Origin of the sequence: Sulfuricurvum sp. (genome assembly GCF_023250475.1) — a bacterium.
In the GTDB taxonomy this organism is placed as follows: Bacteria; Campylobacterota; Campylobacteria; order Campylobacterales; family Sulfurimonadaceae; genus Sulfuricurvum.
Window position 1 is genome coordinate 12855 of sequence record NZ_JAHFAQ010000012.1, and the last position, 15334, is coordinate 28188.

Annotated in this window: 19 protein-coding genes and 1 other RNA gene; 14 read left to right on the forward strand and 6 right to left on the reverse strand. The window is 40.3% G+C overall.

What is annotated here, in order from left to right:
- Positions 1-6 precede the first annotated feature (6 nt).
- From Q0C19_RS02285 to panB, 4 genes are all read right to left on the reverse strand, one after another.
- Positions 7-381, reverse strand: a complete 375-nt coding sequence (locus Q0C19_RS02285) for a hypothetical protein (RefSeq protein ID WP_295052446.1) — start codon at positions 379-381, stop codon at positions 7-9.
- Positions 382-486: 105 nt separating this feature from the next.
- Entirely contained in the window at positions 487-1497 is a 1011-nt protein-coding gene (locus Q0C19_RS02290; RefSeq protein ID WP_295052448.1) for an AI-2E family transporter, read from the reverse strand.
- 3 nt (positions 1498-1500) lie between these two features.
- Positions 1501-2508 carry a Holliday junction branch migration DNA helicase RuvB gene (gene ruvB / locus Q0C19_RS02295; protein ID WP_295052450.1) on the reverse strand — a complete coding sequence of 336 codons (1008 nt, stop codon included), beginning with the start codon at positions 2506-2508 and terminating at the stop codon, positions 1501-1503.
- Between the two features lie 11 nt (positions 2509-2519).
- Entirely contained in the window at positions 2520-3308 is a 789-nt protein-coding gene (gene panB, locus Q0C19_RS02300; protein WP_295052452.1) for a 3-methyl-2-oxobutanoate hydroxymethyltransferase, read from the reverse strand.
- Between the two features lie 131 nt (positions 3309-3439).
- On the opposite strand from panB, the gene Q0C19_RS02305 reads away from it, so the two are divergent.
- The 11 genes from Q0C19_RS02305 to Q0C19_RS02355 all read left to right on the forward strand — a co-directional run bounded on the left by Q0C19_RS02305 (position 3440) and on the right by Q0C19_RS02355 (position 11262).
- Entirely contained in the window at positions 3440-3844 is a 405-nt protein-coding gene (locus tag Q0C19_RS02305; protein WP_295052454.1) for an Hpt domain-containing protein, read from the forward strand.
- Positions 3841-4581 (forward strand): tryptophan synthase subunit alpha, encoded by a 741-nt coding sequence (trpA, locus tag Q0C19_RS02310; RefSeq protein ID WP_295052456.1) that lies wholly within the window; start codon positions 3841-3843, stop codon positions 4579-4581. The genes Q0C19_RS02305 and trpA overlap by 4 nt, the downstream gene beginning before the upstream one ends.
- A gap of 37 nt (positions 4582-4618) precedes the next feature.
- Positions 4619-4991, forward strand: a transfer-messenger RNA (tmRNA) gene (gene ssrA / locus Q0C19_RS02315).
- Positions 4992-5186: 195 nt separating this feature from the next.
- Positions 5187-6425 carry a hybrid sensor histidine kinase/response regulator gene (locus Q0C19_RS02320; RefSeq protein WP_295052458.1) on the forward strand — a complete coding sequence of 413 codons (1239 nt, stop codon included), beginning with the start codon at positions 5187-5189 and terminating at the stop codon, positions 6423-6425.
- Positions 6422-7471 carry a response regulator gene (locus Q0C19_RS02325; protein WP_295052460.1) on the forward strand — a complete coding sequence of 350 codons (1050 nt, stop codon included), beginning with the start codon at positions 6422-6424 and terminating at the stop codon, positions 7469-7471. The genes Q0C19_RS02320 and Q0C19_RS02325 overlap by 4 nt, the downstream gene beginning before the upstream one ends.
- Positions 7472-7618: 147 nt before the next feature.
- A complete protein-coding gene (locus Q0C19_RS02330; protein WP_295052462.1) occupies positions 7619-8137 on the forward strand; it encodes a hypothetical protein in 519 nt (172 codons plus the stop codon).
- Positions 8138-8144: 7 nt separating this feature from the next.
- Positions 8145-9035 carry a sigma-70 family RNA polymerase sigma factor gene (locus Q0C19_RS02335; protein ID WP_295052464.1) on the forward strand — a complete coding sequence of 297 codons (891 nt, stop codon included), beginning with the start codon at positions 8145-8147 and terminating at the stop codon, positions 9033-9035.
- Between the two features lie 108 nt (positions 9036-9143).
- Complete coding sequence (locus Q0C19_RS02340) at positions 9144-9383, forward strand: hypothetical protein (protein WP_295052466.1); 240 nt, start codon at positions 9144-9146, stop codon at positions 9381-9383.
- A 199-nt stretch (positions 9384-9582) separates the two neighbouring features.
- The gene (locus Q0C19_RS02345) at positions 9583-10173 is read left to right on the forward strand and encodes a ParA family protein (protein ID WP_295052468.1); all 591 of its coding nucleotides are present in this window, start codon (positions 9583-9585) and stop codon (positions 10171-10173) included.
- A 31-nt stretch (positions 10174-10204) separates the two neighbouring features.
- Positions 10205-10456, forward strand: coding sequence for a hypothetical protein (locus Q0C19_RS02350; RefSeq protein ID WP_295052471.1), 252 nt, complete (start codon positions 10205-10207; stop codon positions 10454-10456).
- A gap of 11 nt (positions 10457-10467) precedes the next feature.
- Entirely contained in the window at positions 10468-11262 is a 795-nt protein-coding gene (locus tag Q0C19_RS02355; RefSeq protein ID WP_295052473.1) for a hypothetical protein, read from the forward strand.
- A gap of 86 nt (positions 11263-11348) precedes the next feature.
- Here Q0C19_RS02355 and Q0C19_RS02360 read toward each other — a convergent pair whose 3' ends face one another.
- Positions 11349-12098, reverse strand: coding sequence for a response regulator (locus tag Q0C19_RS02360; protein ID WP_295052474.1), 750 nt, complete (start codon positions 12096-12098; stop codon positions 11349-11351).
- Positions 12095-13369: a histidine kinase dimerization/phosphoacceptor domain -containing protein gene (locus Q0C19_RS02365; protein ID WP_295052475.1), complete on the reverse strand. Its 1275-nt coding sequence runs from the start codon at positions 13367-13369 to the stop codon at positions 12095-12097. The genes Q0C19_RS02360 and Q0C19_RS02365 overlap by 4 nt, the downstream gene beginning before the upstream one ends.
- A 160-nt stretch (positions 13370-13529) precedes the next feature.
- On the opposite strand from Q0C19_RS02365, the gene Q0C19_RS02370 reads away from it, so the two are divergent.
- From Q0C19_RS02370 to Q0C19_RS02380, 3 genes are all read left to right on the forward strand, one after another.
- The gene (locus Q0C19_RS02370) at positions 13530-13859 is read left to right on the forward strand and encodes a cytochrome c (RefSeq protein ID WP_295052476.1); all 330 of its coding nucleotides are present in this window, start codon (positions 13530-13532) and stop codon (positions 13857-13859) included.
- Positions 13860-13869: 10 nt separating this feature from the next.
- Complete coding sequence (locus Q0C19_RS02375; protein WP_295052478.1) at positions 13870-14448, forward strand: hypothetical protein; 579 nt, start codon at positions 13870-13872, stop codon at positions 14446-14448.
- A 12-nt stretch (positions 14449-14460) separates the two neighbouring features.
- Positions 14461-15334 (forward strand): FAD-dependent oxidoreductase (locus tag Q0C19_RS02380; RefSeq protein ID WP_295052480.1); only part of this gene is annotated, 874 nt, incomplete at its 3' end.

Consider the following 15334-nt stretch of genomic DNA (forward strand, 5'->3'; position numbering starts at 1 on the left):
ACAAAATTACTTTTTATCACACTCTTTGCAACCCATTCCGCCTTCTGGCATTTTTGCTTGCATTTTCATCGGCATTTGTTTTGGACACATTTTAGGGGCGTTCGCTTCAAAAGTTTTCAGTTGTTCCGGAGTGAGTACCGCCATCATTTTTTCGCGTTGCTGGTTATGGAACGCTTTTCCCTCTTCACGAATTTTTTGGATTTGTGCTTTTTGATCATCGTTTAAGCCGAGTTTTTCAAAAGGTTTCGGAAGTTTTGAGGTATCGCACTCACACTTCTTCATCATCATTCCGCTATCTTTCATCATTCCGCCGTTTTGCATCGGGCAGGCCATTAACGCTGTGGCTCCAAGAATGAGCGCTATACTAAGAACTTTTTTCATGATTTTCTCCATGGTTGGTATGATGATATGATACGCCAAAACACTTAACCTTTTACCAATAGAGTGTTAATGGCGTTAATGGTTAATCGGCTCTTCCGTTTGAGTCTAGGTAATTTTCATGAGGGTCAAAAAGAGTACCGTGATAGCCGGACCGATAATCATTCCCCAAAATCCGAAGGTTGAGAGTCCCGCAATAATTGCAAAAAATATAATCAGTTCATTGATTTTTTCTTGAGGCTTGAGCAGATGCTGATTGATGATTTTGATGATGACCGGTTTGATAAGGGTGTCGGCAATGATCGAAATCACGATAATTGTGTAGAGGGTAATGAAGAGGGCATTTTCCGTATGCCCCTGCGAGAGTTCAAACAGGGCAAACGGCAGCCACATGATCACTCCGCCTACCACAGGGATGAGAGAAGCAAAGCCGTACATGATTCCGAATAACAGACCGTTGTATCCCATGTATCCTATCGCTATTCCGAATAATGCCCCTTCGAATACGGCTGTGGTGAGAATAGAGTAAAAAACGACACTCATCGCCGAACGCATTTCAAATATTATAAGGGTACTCTCTTGCTGTGGAAAATGGGCGGAACGTTTGAAAAATTCAAAAATATCCCTCCCGTAATAGTGGGCGATAAAATAGAAAATCAAAATAAAAAGAGTTCCGGAGAGAAACGACATGGCAAAGCTTCCCATTTGGGAAGCATAGGCGATGATGTGCTGGCTAAGTGCCGTAGGATCGAATTTAACCAAGGCAGCTTCAATTTTTGCTTCGACGCGCGAAAGCGAAGGGGGGAGATGTTCTACCCACATGCGGAGTTTGATCTCCATCGTATGCATAATCGCGGGGTCGAGATTCTGTAGCATAACGGAAATATGGAACAAAAAGTACCCCAGCGGTGCGAAAAAGAGAATTCCCAATAAAAGAGTCGACAGTGCCGAGGCCCAAAAACGGCTATGGGTTAGGTTAAGAAAAGCCATTTGTATGTGGTGTGTTGAGATTGCCAAGAGCGATGCCACGACAATACTCATCCAAAACGGCTCGTATAACACATAGATCCCATAGGAGACAATGAGCAAAAGGGTCAGGGTAAAGTACTCTTTTCTCATAGACTACTCAAACAGTCCGTTTTTAGGGATACCGAATTTAAGCAGTTCATACGTTTTAGCGGTTGCGACCCGTCCGCGTGCCGTCCGTTCCAGATAGCCGTTGGCGAGGAGGTAGGGTTCTAGTACATCTTCAATCGTCCCCTCATCTTCGCTGAGTGCCGCAGCAATTGTGCTAAGACCCATAGCACGCCCTTTGGCTTCCATCAGAAGTTTAAGGAGACGGATATCCATCTCGTCAAAACCGTTGGAATTGATTCCGAGCTGATCGAGAGCGTAGCGGGAGCGTTCATGCAAAATCGTATTTTCATCCGCGACATCGGCAAAGTCTCTGACCCGTTTCAATAAACGCAAGGCGATACGGGGAGTTCCTCGGGAGCGCTTAGCGATCTCTATGGCGGCATTTTTATCAATACTTTTTCCGAGTTTTAATGCGGCTTGGGTGATGATGGCGCAGAGCTCATCGGGGGTATAAAACTGCATCCGAAAATTCATTCCAAAACGATCGCGCAGAGGGTTTGAGAGCATCCCCGCACGCGTTGTCGCACCGATAAGGGTAAAACGGGGAAGATCGATTTTGACGGTCTGCGCCGCAGGTCCCGAACCGATGATGATATCGAGACGGAAATCTTCCATTGAGGGATAAAGGATCTCCTCGACCGCAGGGGAGAGGCGGTGGATTTCGTCGATAAAGAGGATATCCCCCTCTTCGAGGTTAGTGAGGATGGCGGCGAGATCACCGCTCTTTTCGATCATGGGGGCGGCGGTTACTTTGATATTGCTCCCCATCTCATTCGCGATGATGAGAGCCAACGTCGTTTTTCCCAAACCGGGAGGGCCGTAAAAGAGGACATGATCGAGGGCTTCGCCCCGTTTGGAACTTGCCTCTATAAAGACCCCAAGATTTTTTTTGATCTGCTCTTGGCCGATATAATCGTTCCATGCGCTGGGGCGTAATGAGGTCTCGGTGATTTCTTCGGCGTCAAATTTTTCGATTTCTATAATGCGTTCCACGTTAAAAATTCCTAATAGACATAATTTTCATCGGGAAAAGAGCGATTTTGGACCTCATTGGCATAGGTTTTGGTCGCTTCTTTAACGGATACCGCACCGTTCATATATTGTTTGACGAATTTAGGAACAAACGGCTCATACAGTCCTAGCATATCGGAGAAGACCAGTACTTGACCATCCACGCCGTTTCCCGCTCCGATACCGATAACAGGGATAGAGACACTTTGTGCAACACGCGCGGCAACGTCGGCTTTAACCCCTTCGATGACGAGGATAAAAGCACCCGCTTGCTGGATTGCCTGAGCATCCGCGATAAGCGATAACGCTTCTTCTTCGCTTTTTCCTTTTACTTTATATCCCCCCTCTGCACGTACGGCTTGGGGAAGGAGCCCGATATGCCCGCATACCGCAAAGCCGTTATCGACCAAATGTTTTACGAGATAGGCTTTATCGGCTCCCCCTTCGATTTTGATCGCATCGGCAGGGGTTTCACGATAAATACGAAGTGCATTTGATAGTGCCGTGGCCTTTTCGGTATAGGTTCCAAAAGGCATATCGGTAATGACAAAGGTTTCAGGAGCCCCTTTGCACACTGCTTGGGTATGGTAAATCATCTGTTCCATCGTTGCGCTTAATGTATCGTTATTGCCGCCGAAGCTCATATTGAGACTGTCCCCGACGAGGAGGATATCGGCACTCTCACTGAAGAGACGGGCAAACAGGGCATCATAGGCGGTGATCATCACCAAAGGAAAGGTTCCTTTTCGTTTTTGAATCGAACCGATAGAGAGTTTTTTCATACTATATATCCCATAATCATTTAAAGTAGATAGTTTACCCAAAATTTGTTTCGCCTAGCTATTCTATGGCAATTAAGAGGGGATATTAAACAAAAGGTGGTTATAATTTATCACCACAGGAGAACATCATTATGGGCATACGAAGCGTTCTAGAGGCTAATTTCGACTTTGAAATCATTGACGAATTTTTAGATCATTACGCCATGATGACAGAGATTATGGAATCCCTCATTGTTGATTTGGGAAACCCTGAACGGTTTCATCGAAGTATTGAAGAGTTGTTTAGAATTTTTCATAATATCAAATCAGCATCAGGCTATTTACAAATTGATCCCATGGTTCGTTTGGCTACGTTTGCAGAAGATGCCCTTGAACAATTGCGTACAAGTGATAAACTTGTCAATGATGAAACCATCACATGGCTTATCAGTGTTGCTGATATGTTTATGCAGTGGCAAGAAGATTTGAAAATGGACAATGAGCTTGCCAAAGTCCATTTTTCCCTTTTAATTTTACCCGATATGGAGAAAGAGTGAAACAACTCGTAGCGTACATTACTGCCGGTTATCCCGATAAAAATTTTACCGTTGATTTGGCGTTATCGCTGGGTGAGAACGGTGTTGATACCTTGGAACTCGGTGTTCCGTTTTCTGACCCAGTTGCGGATGGTCCCGTTATCGAAGCGGCAAATGAGCGCGCGCTGGAAGCGGGATTCCGATTCGCTGATCTTCTGGATATATCTGCGAGCATAGCCCCGAACATCGATACATTATGGATGGGATATTTCAATCCGTTTTATCAATACGGTATGGAAGCTCTGCTAGATCGTGCAAAGACATTAGGAATTAACGGATTGATTATCCCTGATGTCCCCTACGAAGAGGCAAAAAACTATCATAATCTTTTTGAAAACCGAGGATTGGCCAATATCACGTTTGTCGCTCCGACTGACGGTGAAGAGCGCATAGTGACGATTACGGCCGAGGCTCGCAAATTTATTTACCTTGTCGCTTATGCCGGAATCACCGGCAGCGGAAAAGCCGAAGATTTGGCACCGGTACTCGAAATGATCAAGCGCCATACGAAAACTCCGGTCTACGTAGGCTTCGGTGTCAATGAACAAACTGCGCGTGAAAAGGTGCAGGGGGCGGACGGTGTAATCGTCGGTTCGGCAATCGTCAATGTCCTTTTGGATGATAGCCTCTCCAATACCCAAAAAATCGCTAAATGTTGTGAAATAACCCGAAATATCAAATCTCTTATTAACGAATAGAGATATATAATACGATTCTAACTTCGGTTATCTACGTGGGGGCGACATGGCTTCGACTGGATCAAGAAGGTTTAGGTTGCATCGCCGGACTGAGCAGCTCCGTTATACGGCTCACACTTGCTTAAACGCAAACAACACTAATTACCGTCCTGCTTACGCTGTAGCGTAAGTTTAATTAAACTTTAGGACTGCGCTACCTTCCTATGCTATAACTGGAAGGGCTTGGCGTATAACCCCTGTGATAGCTATATTCTTGGAATGTCTCGGACTTGAATGAATTTAGAGAATTGGATGATGTAGCTTTGCACGTTGTGTGATAGTCATCTGAAAAACAAACAACGTTACTAAGCATGTAGACGCCTTTACAATCTTGGTTTAGGACTCCGGTTCAATCCCGGACGCCTCCACCACCTTTTCAGCCTATTCTCGGCATTTCTTCCAGTTTTTATTTTACTTCTCTCTAAATCCGAATAGATCGAAATCTATTGATTTTATTTATGTATTGTGCATATTTTGTTAAGTCTTAAAATGCAACATATATGCAACTTATCGACGATAAGATTACATTTATGAATAATATATTTAGTAAGCAATGAGAGACGAGTATGCAAAATGATTTGAAAATTCTTACAAGAATTGGTAATGATTTAAGAATCATGATTGTAGCGGATGATAAGGTTGTCTCCAATAGTGCTCAGGAAATTTTATTTCCTTTTTTTGATGAGATTGTTGTCGCCAATACAGCCCAAGAGGCACTCGCTCTTTATACTTCCAGTTCATACGCAATTGTGTATGTTGATTTAACGCTTTCAGATATCAGCGGAATTGAATTAATAACGAAGCTTCGTAATCAGGATAAATACCAAAAATTTATAATATTTGTCGATGAAAATGATATTAATACGATGCTGAAACTTTATGAATTAGGGATAATATTTTTTATTTTTAAGCCTTTAATTTCAAAATATTTTTTGCAAGTGACGTATGACGTAATCCGTATATTATTACCTGATCAATATGTTGAAGAGCAAGTAAGAGAATTTCATAAAAGACTTTCTGATATTACCGAAGAAAATAAACTTCAATGTAATTTACTTATGCAGCAGACCAAGTTGACTCAAACGGGTGAAATGCTTTCAATGATCGCACATCAGTGGCGGCAACCGCTTTCAGTCATTACGGCGATTATTGCAACTACACGTACAAAGATGGACTTGGATATATATAAGCGTGCAAGTGACCCTTATTTAGCCATTGAAGCAGATTTAGGAAATGCATTTGTACGTATCGAAGAATCAGCAGATTTTCTTTCAAAAACCGTAAATGATTTTCGTAATTTTTATCGTCCAACAAATAAAACTAATACATTTTGCGTAGCAGAATTAATCAACAGTGTATGCCGTATGGTTATTCCTGAAAAACATTATCTTGACATAGATTTAGAGCTTGATACCGATACGAATATAATCATTACTAACTTCGAAAATGAACTTAAACAAGTCCTCATCAATATTATTAACAATGCCAAAGATGCATTTATTGAAAAAAATATCGATAAACCAAAACTTCGTATTATGCTTCAAAAAAAGAGAGAGTCGATTTTTATCAACATAACTGATAATGCACAGGGGATACCGTATTCGATTATGGAAAAAATATTTTTACCGTATTTCTCAACAAAAAATGAAAAAAATGGCACAGGAATCGGATTGCATATGGCTAAAACAATCATTGAGCGTCATATTGGAGGGACATTAAATGTGATGAACGATGAATTGTACGGCGGGGCTAATTTTTGTATTGAAATAATGCCTAAAGACAGAGTGCAGGGGGACGATGTATGATTAAGACAAAAGATGTATTCCACTTTTCACAAAAATTATGTGTATTGTATGTGGAAGATGATCCGAGTCTAAGAGATGAGATGACATTGCTTTTAAGTCCATTTTTTGAATATATTGAAATCGCTGTGGATGGCATAGATGGGCTTCAAAAATACAATCATCAAAAATTCGATATCGTTATAACGGATATTAATATGCCCAGAATGAACGGCATTCAGATGATTGTGTCAATGCGGGAAATCCATCCGGAGCAAAAAATTATTGCGATTTCAGCTCATAATGAATCCGAAATCCTGATTAATTTGATTGAAAACGGTGTTAATAGTTTTATTTTAAAACCGATAATTCAGCAAAATATATTAAACGTTTTATATCCAGTTTGCCGTGATGCTAATACACAAAATTTGAATGTCGAACTTTTTGAGATGCTCAATAATGAAAAGAGTAAACTTAAAAAGCAAGTACGGCTGCTTTGTGCACAACTCAATGCCGTGTCAATAAAAAACGATCAAGTCAATGAATTACTGAACAATCAAGAAAATAATGTAGGTGATTTAGAATTAGAGAAATATTTTTCTAAAGATGAGGATGACGGTGTAGAAAGTGTCATACTGATTAAAGATGATTCTGATGAAATGACAGATATCCTTGATGATATGCTTGATCAAATATTTTTATATAGTAATGATTTTCAAAGAGAGCATATTAAGCGAATATCCATTTTAATCGGTAAATTATCAAATATTTTATACCGATATACCCCCTTTTTGGATCCACTTGCCAAAAGTATTGGCGAACTTGCACATGTTATTGTGGTAGAAGAACTTAATTTTATTGAATTATTCGAAAAAAAACCTGAACATATACTCAAGTTATTCGATGCGATTTGTATTGATATGACACTTTACATTAAACGTTTTTCCGTAGAAAGCATGGCAATGAAGAATATACATCATATCCATTTACCAACATTGATGAGCATTCAACAAGTGATAGGGATAATTAATCCGACAGAGATAGAAGAGGGTGATTTAGAGTTATTTTAAAAATAAAAAGTGTCTAGTATTGGGGGCCCCTCTATCACCAATTTCTCTTAACGTATTCCTGAAACGCATAGAATTTAATATTAAAACTTGTCACACTTTCTCCTTCAATTTCGTCTTACATACTGAAAACCAAAAATAAGGATGAAAATGTTTGATGTTCAAAAATCGCTAGAAATGATAGAAGGTTTTAAAACTCACTATAACTACGATACTGCTTACATGGAAGAGATGTTAAAAATATCGCCTGCATCGTATGAAGTTTTTGAAGCCTTTTTGCCAATGGCAACCTTTGTAAATAAAGCCCCTGTTGATGTGATCAATATTGCAAGAATAACGGCTATTAAAAACGAAGATTGCGGAACTTGTGTGCAGTTATATGTAGATTTGGCGATTGAAGCGGGTCTTGATAAAGAGGTAGCGAGAGAGATCATCTTTAATAAAGGGGAAAGTTTATCACTTGATCTAAAATTGGTATATGATTTCACTTTAGCCGTGTCCAATAATGAAACAATAGATGCAAATGTATCGGATCGAATGAATCAAACGTATTCAAGAGAAGTGATGATGGAAATTTCTCTTGCTATTGCAGCAACAAAAGTTTTTCCGACGATTAAAAGAGTTCTGAATTATATGCAAAGTTGCTCGGTTATACAAATAAAGGTTTAATCTCTCTATGGATGAATTAGTAGCACAAACACAACTGCATAGACGTTCACTCATATCGTATGTTTATCGGTTAACAGGCTCCATGGAAGACGCAAAAGACATAACTCAAGAGACTATTTTAAGACTAATAGTGTCAAAAGATCAAGATATAAAAAATGCTAAAGCATGGATGTTTAAAGTTGCTACTAATTTATCACTGGATCTTTTTAAGAGGATAAAAAAGAGAAGAGAGGTTTATATCGGACCTTGGTTGCCTGAACCCTATATTGAAGATGAGAGTATTGAACATGATCTTGAGATTGACGAATCTTTGTCTATGGCTCTTTTGGTCGTCATGGAGAAACTGGGACCCAAAGAAAGAGTAGCCTATATACTGCATGATCTGTTCGAGTTTCACCATAAAGAAATAGCCGATATTTTAAATACGACGCCTCAAAATTCCAGACAAATCACTTCACGGGCAATGAAAAAATTACAAGTGAATAAAAAGAAGTACTCACCTTCAAAGAGCGAACATTTAGCGTTAACGAATTCATTTGTTAATGCCTTGAAATATGGAGATTTCGATGCGTTAAAACAGTTGTTTTCAGAGGCTATTATTATACATACTGATGGGGGCGGCAAAGCAATCGCATCACGAAAAATCTTGGATCGAGGCAGTGAATTTACGAGTAAGTTGCTGATTCGAGTGGTTAGCTCGCTTTTTGGTAAGAATAACGAACATAGTGAGTTAAAAGTATTTTGGTTTAATGGCTCTCCCGGAGTAAAGCAAATAGAAAACGGCAAAGTTACAACCTTATACGGTTTTGAAGTGTTGGATCGTAAAATCGGACGTATATTTACGGTGCGAAATCCAGATAAATTAGAGCAGATTAATCGAAAACTAACCGCAAAATAATTAAATTTTCTTATTTTAAAGCTTCCCTATAGATAACTTTATTAAATATATTGACACATTGGTTCGAAGTAGATAAAATAGTGTCACTCCATCATATAAGGTTTCAAAATGTTAAATGATAACAGTGAGTTGCTGAATGAAGAAGAGGTACTTAAGCGATTAAGACAAATTTCGACTCAACACATGATTGTCGCATATCGTGCAAATATGAGTAACCATGAAATACTTTTGTGTCAAAAGATCAGTGCAATGAGCAAAATCCCGCTGATTGACGTTCTTGAAAAAATGGAAGCATTTAAACAAACTAGCGAACACATTCTCTATAAACGGGATTTTATGTTTTTTTGATCCGTTAGCCGCTTCTTTGTCTCTTTCGTCTTAAACGGATTCTAAAGAATTGCCGCTATCTTTCCTCTTGATTCTTCATCTTCCAACTCCATAGTAAAACCCCGATATTAAAATAGTTTTTTACTGTATTAAACTTGACTTTATCTATTTAATACTGGTAAAATACTGTAAATTACAGTTATTTATAATAGGGAAATAGATGAATATAACCATTGTCAATTTTAAAGGGGGGGTGGGTAAATCGATGATCGCCCATCAGCTGATTACCGGATTCGGGTTTTACGGATACGAGATTGATCCTTACGGGTCACTTTCCGATCGATTACCGGAAAGGGTTGAGCGGATCGATATCCAACAAAAATATCTTAACAAGCCGAGCAACGAAACTATTTTTGATTTTGGCGGTTTTGATGATATTAAACTCGATCAGGCGATCAGCTATTCGGATTTGATTATTATCCCTTTTATTCCAACCCTGGAGACGATTCAAGGGACGGTTGATACTTTGGTTCGGGTCGCTTCAGCAAACAAACCGATCTTGATGGTGCCGAATATGAGCCAAAAAGAGAACGATATCAGTGATGCAAAATTTGTGTTTGAAGAGACGTTGGGTTATGAGATCGAAATGTTTTCGATTCCGATGAGTGTTGCGCTTCAAACGGCGATCAATGAAAATAGTTCTATTGTTGAGCTTTCAAAGCAAGTGGGTATCAAAGCGTATGCTTATAAAAAGAGTTCAAAATTAATCTACGATTTGCATGCGACAATTCGAGAATATGAGAATTTATAGACGGTTAATAACTGTATAAAAGGTGGTTAAAATGGAAGAGGTTAAAGAGAATAAGTTTGCTGCACGTGTTACTCAACGGGAACTCTCAACCCACAAAGAGATCCAAACCGCGAAGCATCCGGGGGGACGTCCTAAAAAAACCGAGGAAATCAAGCAGAGCGAAAAGGTTTTTTTAACGCTGACCAAAGCTGAAAAAGTAAAACTGGACGAACACACGGCACGCACGGGGGAATCGATCGCGGGAGCGATACGTCGGGCATTGAAAGAGATGGGGATGATATGAAAGGATTGGAAATGAAACGAGCGATAGTTATAGCAGCAGCATTATTGATGTTGGGAGGATGTGCGCAGCAACCTGTTCCTCTGCCTCAAAAAGCGTGTATGAGCGCGGCACAGCTGAATGCCTATGGATATGATTATCTTGAAAAAGTGGCAAAATTATTGCGGGAAGACAAAAAGAACATTGAATCTTTTGAGATATTTATTAATGCGATGAAGGGGACGGTTGATAACTATTCCGATATGATTAAATCGAGTGTCTATATCAGCAACGTCGTCCGATTTCTCCCGATTCCGTATGCGGGAGAAGTATCGAATACCACCAAACTGATTTCCAAAACGGTACTGAACCTCGGCGGTGCCGCAAGTGCATTAAACCGATATAAAAACAGTTCGGATCTCTTTTTAGCCGGTTTTGATAAACTTAACCGAACGAACGCCAAAGCGGCCGATATATCTAAGTTGGCGGTATATGCCGATACCAAATTGATGAGCGATGCACGAAGTCTTGAGAATTCACTCAACGACATCTCTTCGTCTACGGCGATGATGGCGGCGACGACACAGAGGATTTCAGAAGCGTTGGATACGACAGGCGCTTATGTTGATCAGGCTAAAAGTTTTGTGGGGTTCTCACAGCCCGGCGGTGACGATAAATCAAAAGTGGCTCAAAACAAAAGCACGATCAATACCCGTATGGCTCAGCTCAACCAAAAAATAGCATCGATTGAAAAAAGCGGGCAGTTAAACCAGTTTAATATCGCGAAAGCACGTATCTATTCAGAATTAGCGGTCGAACTGGAGCAGTAACAGACAAGGGGCGTGTGCCCGAAATAGATAAATAAGCGGCTCCTATAAGAATGTATGGAGTCGGGCAGGGACAAGAGAGTTCCTGATTAACTAGGTAAAATTTTATACCCGATTTTAGAATGACATGTAATAAAGTCTTTGGGCAATTTCTGTCGGATTCTAAACATTAATGATCGCAATGCCCCTTCTCCCACAAGCTCTCCATCCCAAACAAAATCTTCAATCTGTTCTACGGTGACAACTCGCCCGATATTTTTGATTAGCAACTTTAGAAGTTTGTTTTCTTTATCATTCAATTCAAATATTTCACCGTTAAACAGTAATACAAAATTTTCATTGTCATACAAGTAGCCGTGCGGAAGCTTTATTAACCGCTGTTTCGCGCGTTGATCCGTGTTTAGTTTGCTTTGCAGGGATACGTTTTCAGATTTGACTTCAATAATCTCCGAGGAGAGTTTTTTATTCGTGGTAAACGTTTTTAAAGCGATCTCTACCGCTGTTTTTAATTCGATTTCTTTAAACGGTTTGAGTATGTAGCCGTAGGGCTTGATGTTGATGGCTCTGTCAATGGTTTTATTTTTATCATTGGCCGTTAAAAAGACAATAGGTACCGAGAGCGTTTTGGATATTTTTTCAGCCACATCAATCCCGTCTTCTCTATCTTGGAGGGTAATATCCATAAGTACCAGATCAGGGGTTTTTATGGTTGCAAGATGGAGTGCTTTTTCACCGTTGGCCGCAATGCCGATGATTTCATAACCGAAACCGGTCAATATTTCTTTGATATTTAATGCAATGATACTCTCATCTTCAACAATTAAAATTTTTGTTTTCATTGGTTCCCTCTCTCTTTGGGTACAAACGTGATTGTGCAGTTAAAACCATGGGAGGAGTCGGTCACGATTGCTCCATTGAGCTGAAATTCGGTAATGGTATTAATAAGCTCGCATCCCAATGAGGTGGATGTTTTGATCTTATCGGGATTGATTCCGATACCGTTGTCATTGACACCGAATTCGATAGCACCGTTTGTGCCGTTTCGTATAAAGATATCGATTTCCCCGTGATTTTGATGCATAAAGGCATGTTTGATAGAGTTGAGAAAAAGTTCATGGACGATCAAAGCGATGAGAATTGCGTAATCCATACTTAAATAGACATCTTCGGCGTTGAGATTGACCGATATGTTTTTATTTTGAGCGTATAAATCAATCATAGCTGAGGAGAGACGTTCAAGATGTGATTTCATATTGATCGTTGCCAAATCACTGTTTTGATAGAGCATTTCATGCACCAAGGCGATAGCATAAATGCGGCTTTGGCTTTTTGAAAGGGCATCTTTGACTTGATCATTGGTTTCTCTGCGGCTTTGCATCTGCAATAAAGAGGAGATCACTTCAAGATTGTTTTTGACGCGATGATGAATCTCTTTAATCAAGACCTCTTTATCCTGGAGGGAATTTTTTAATGCTTCATTTTGCTCAATAATAATACGTCTTCGCCCTTTTTGTTCAGTGATATCGCGACCGAAAGCGCAAATGAACTCTTTGGACGCATCGCAAAAATAACTTGCAGATACCGATACCGGGAAGCTGCTTCCATCTTTTCGGATTTGTTGGCTTTCGAAGCAGATATACTGTTTTTCCCGTATTTGCAGTAAAAAATCTTGTGTATTTTTAGTGTAATCGGGATCGATATCGTTTAGTCTCATATTTAAGAGTTCGTCTTTGGTATATCCCAACATCGTGCATGCCGCATCATTGACATAGAAAAAACGGGTATCGAAGGTAAACCAATAAATAGCATCGGCACTGTTATCGAGGGCAAAATTGAACCGCTGCAGAGTCTCTTTTTCTTCTGCGAGTTTTTTAAGCGCGTCTTCGGCAATTCGAGCGGTACGCCTGAGCAGCATGTATAAGAAAATCGCACTCAGTATAAAGAACACAACGCCGATAAAAAAGGGCAAACCAAAGGCATCATTTTCCGGATTGATCAAACTGATCGAAACCCTGTCTACGATCGCAACGCCGATGACACCGACGATTGCGAACCCTAATGCTTGAAGTTTGGCTCTGTTTTCATTTGATATTTCTATCCATCTTAGCAACGATCTTCCTTGACTTTGGTCTTGATTTTAACACTGAAGTTTTAGCATTCTACCTTACATGTGGTCGAAAATCTCTAAAACATATAAATTTTTTTTATGCGATTTTTATGCGAGTTTTTTATTTTATATTTGCTCTGTTCAAACTAATCAAGGAGTTTAAATGAAAAAGCTGGCTGTTGGTCTATTTTTTGTCACTACTTCCATGTTCGCGGTGGAATTAGGTCAGAACTTTGCATTCAAGAATGGAGAACATGCATTTCAAAAAGTATGTTTTCATTGTCATTCACTCAAAACTGCTCCGCATACCATTTATACCAAAATGGATGATGCAGAAGGGGTGAAACTAAGAGCTGAGGGGATTTATCAAACGGTAAGACATGGTAGCAATGCAATGCCTGCTTTTAGAAAATCAGAAATTGATGATGCGGTATTGAGAGATTTGGCAACCAAATTGGCCAACGGTACTATCACAGATCCATCCGTAAAATAAGGGGTCCATTATGGTTCGTAGAGATTTTTTAAAAAATACCGCATTTGTTGCAGCGACAGCAGCAATGTACTCTCCCCTCTCTGCTGCAAGTTCGGATGAGAGTGCAAACCAGAAGATAATTGCAGTCGTCTCTGAATCGGCACATGAGACAGGGTATGTGATTGCCTTGGCAAAAGGAAACAAAGTCGATGAGGTCATTATGCTCGGTTCAGATAATTTGAAAAATATGCACACATTGGCCTCCGCTATTTCGAGTAACAAAGGGTCAACATTTTTCGGTTTACTGGCGCCAAGCGATCATGCGCTTTTAAATCAGGTTGCCATGTCAAACGGTGCTTCATTCGTCTCTGAAACAGCACACACCCCATCAAATATAGGTGTTCGTCACACCGAGAATTCGTTTGCGGTGATGTCCGTTAAAAAAGTATTCGATGAGTTTGCCTCAGCTAATACCGACAAATACGGTATGGCTCTTTCATCCTATCATACTATCGGTGCACATAACACGGTTGCCATTGCAAAACAAACTGACTTTGCATCTGAGCACATTGCGAAAAATGCATTTGTATCTTTCGTATTAAAAGCATAAAAGGAGTACTAAATGGCTAAAAAATTAACAGCATTGCCTAAAAACGTTTCTGTGGAAACAATGAACAAAGCAATCAAAGAATTTGTAAAAATCTTGGGTGAGGAAAATGTTCTGATCGGGGATGAGGACATTACCCCGTATAAAAAGATCATGATGGCGGTTCCGATCGAAGAACATATGCCCTCATTGGCGCTTCAAGCATCTACCAAAGAGCAAGTTATCGCAATCGTTAAAGTATGTAACAAATACGTTATCCCTATCTGGACATTCTCAACCGGTAAAAACATGGGTTACGGCACCGCTGCACCGGCTCAAAGAGGTACCGTAATTCTTGACCTTCATAAAATGAATAAAATCATCGAGGTTAATCCTGACCTATGTTACGCGGTACTTGAACCGGGAGTTACGTATCAGCAACTTTTCGATTATATCCATGAAAAAGGGTATAAACTCTGGCTCTCTTGCCCGGCACCGAGTGCAATCGCGAGTCCTGTCGGGAATACGATGGACCGCGGTGTCGGTTATACTCCATACGGTGAGCACTTCATGATGCAATGCGGTATGGAGATCGTCCTTGCAGACGGGTCGTCGTTCAAAACCGGTATGGGCGGAATCAAAGGTTCAACCAGTTCAGCCGTATTCAAATGGGGATACGGACCGTCACTGGATGGTATCTTTACCCAAAGTAACTACGGTATCTGTGTCCAAATGGGTATGTGGCTCATGCCTGAACCGCCGGCGTTCAAACCTTTCTGTATCACATTGGATACGGTAGAAGAAGTGGAAAAAATCGTTGAGGTTCTTCGACCGCTTCGTATCGCGAACATCATCCCGAATGCGTTCACGATTGCAAGCACCCTTTACGAGGCAGCGGGTGTTGTCAGTC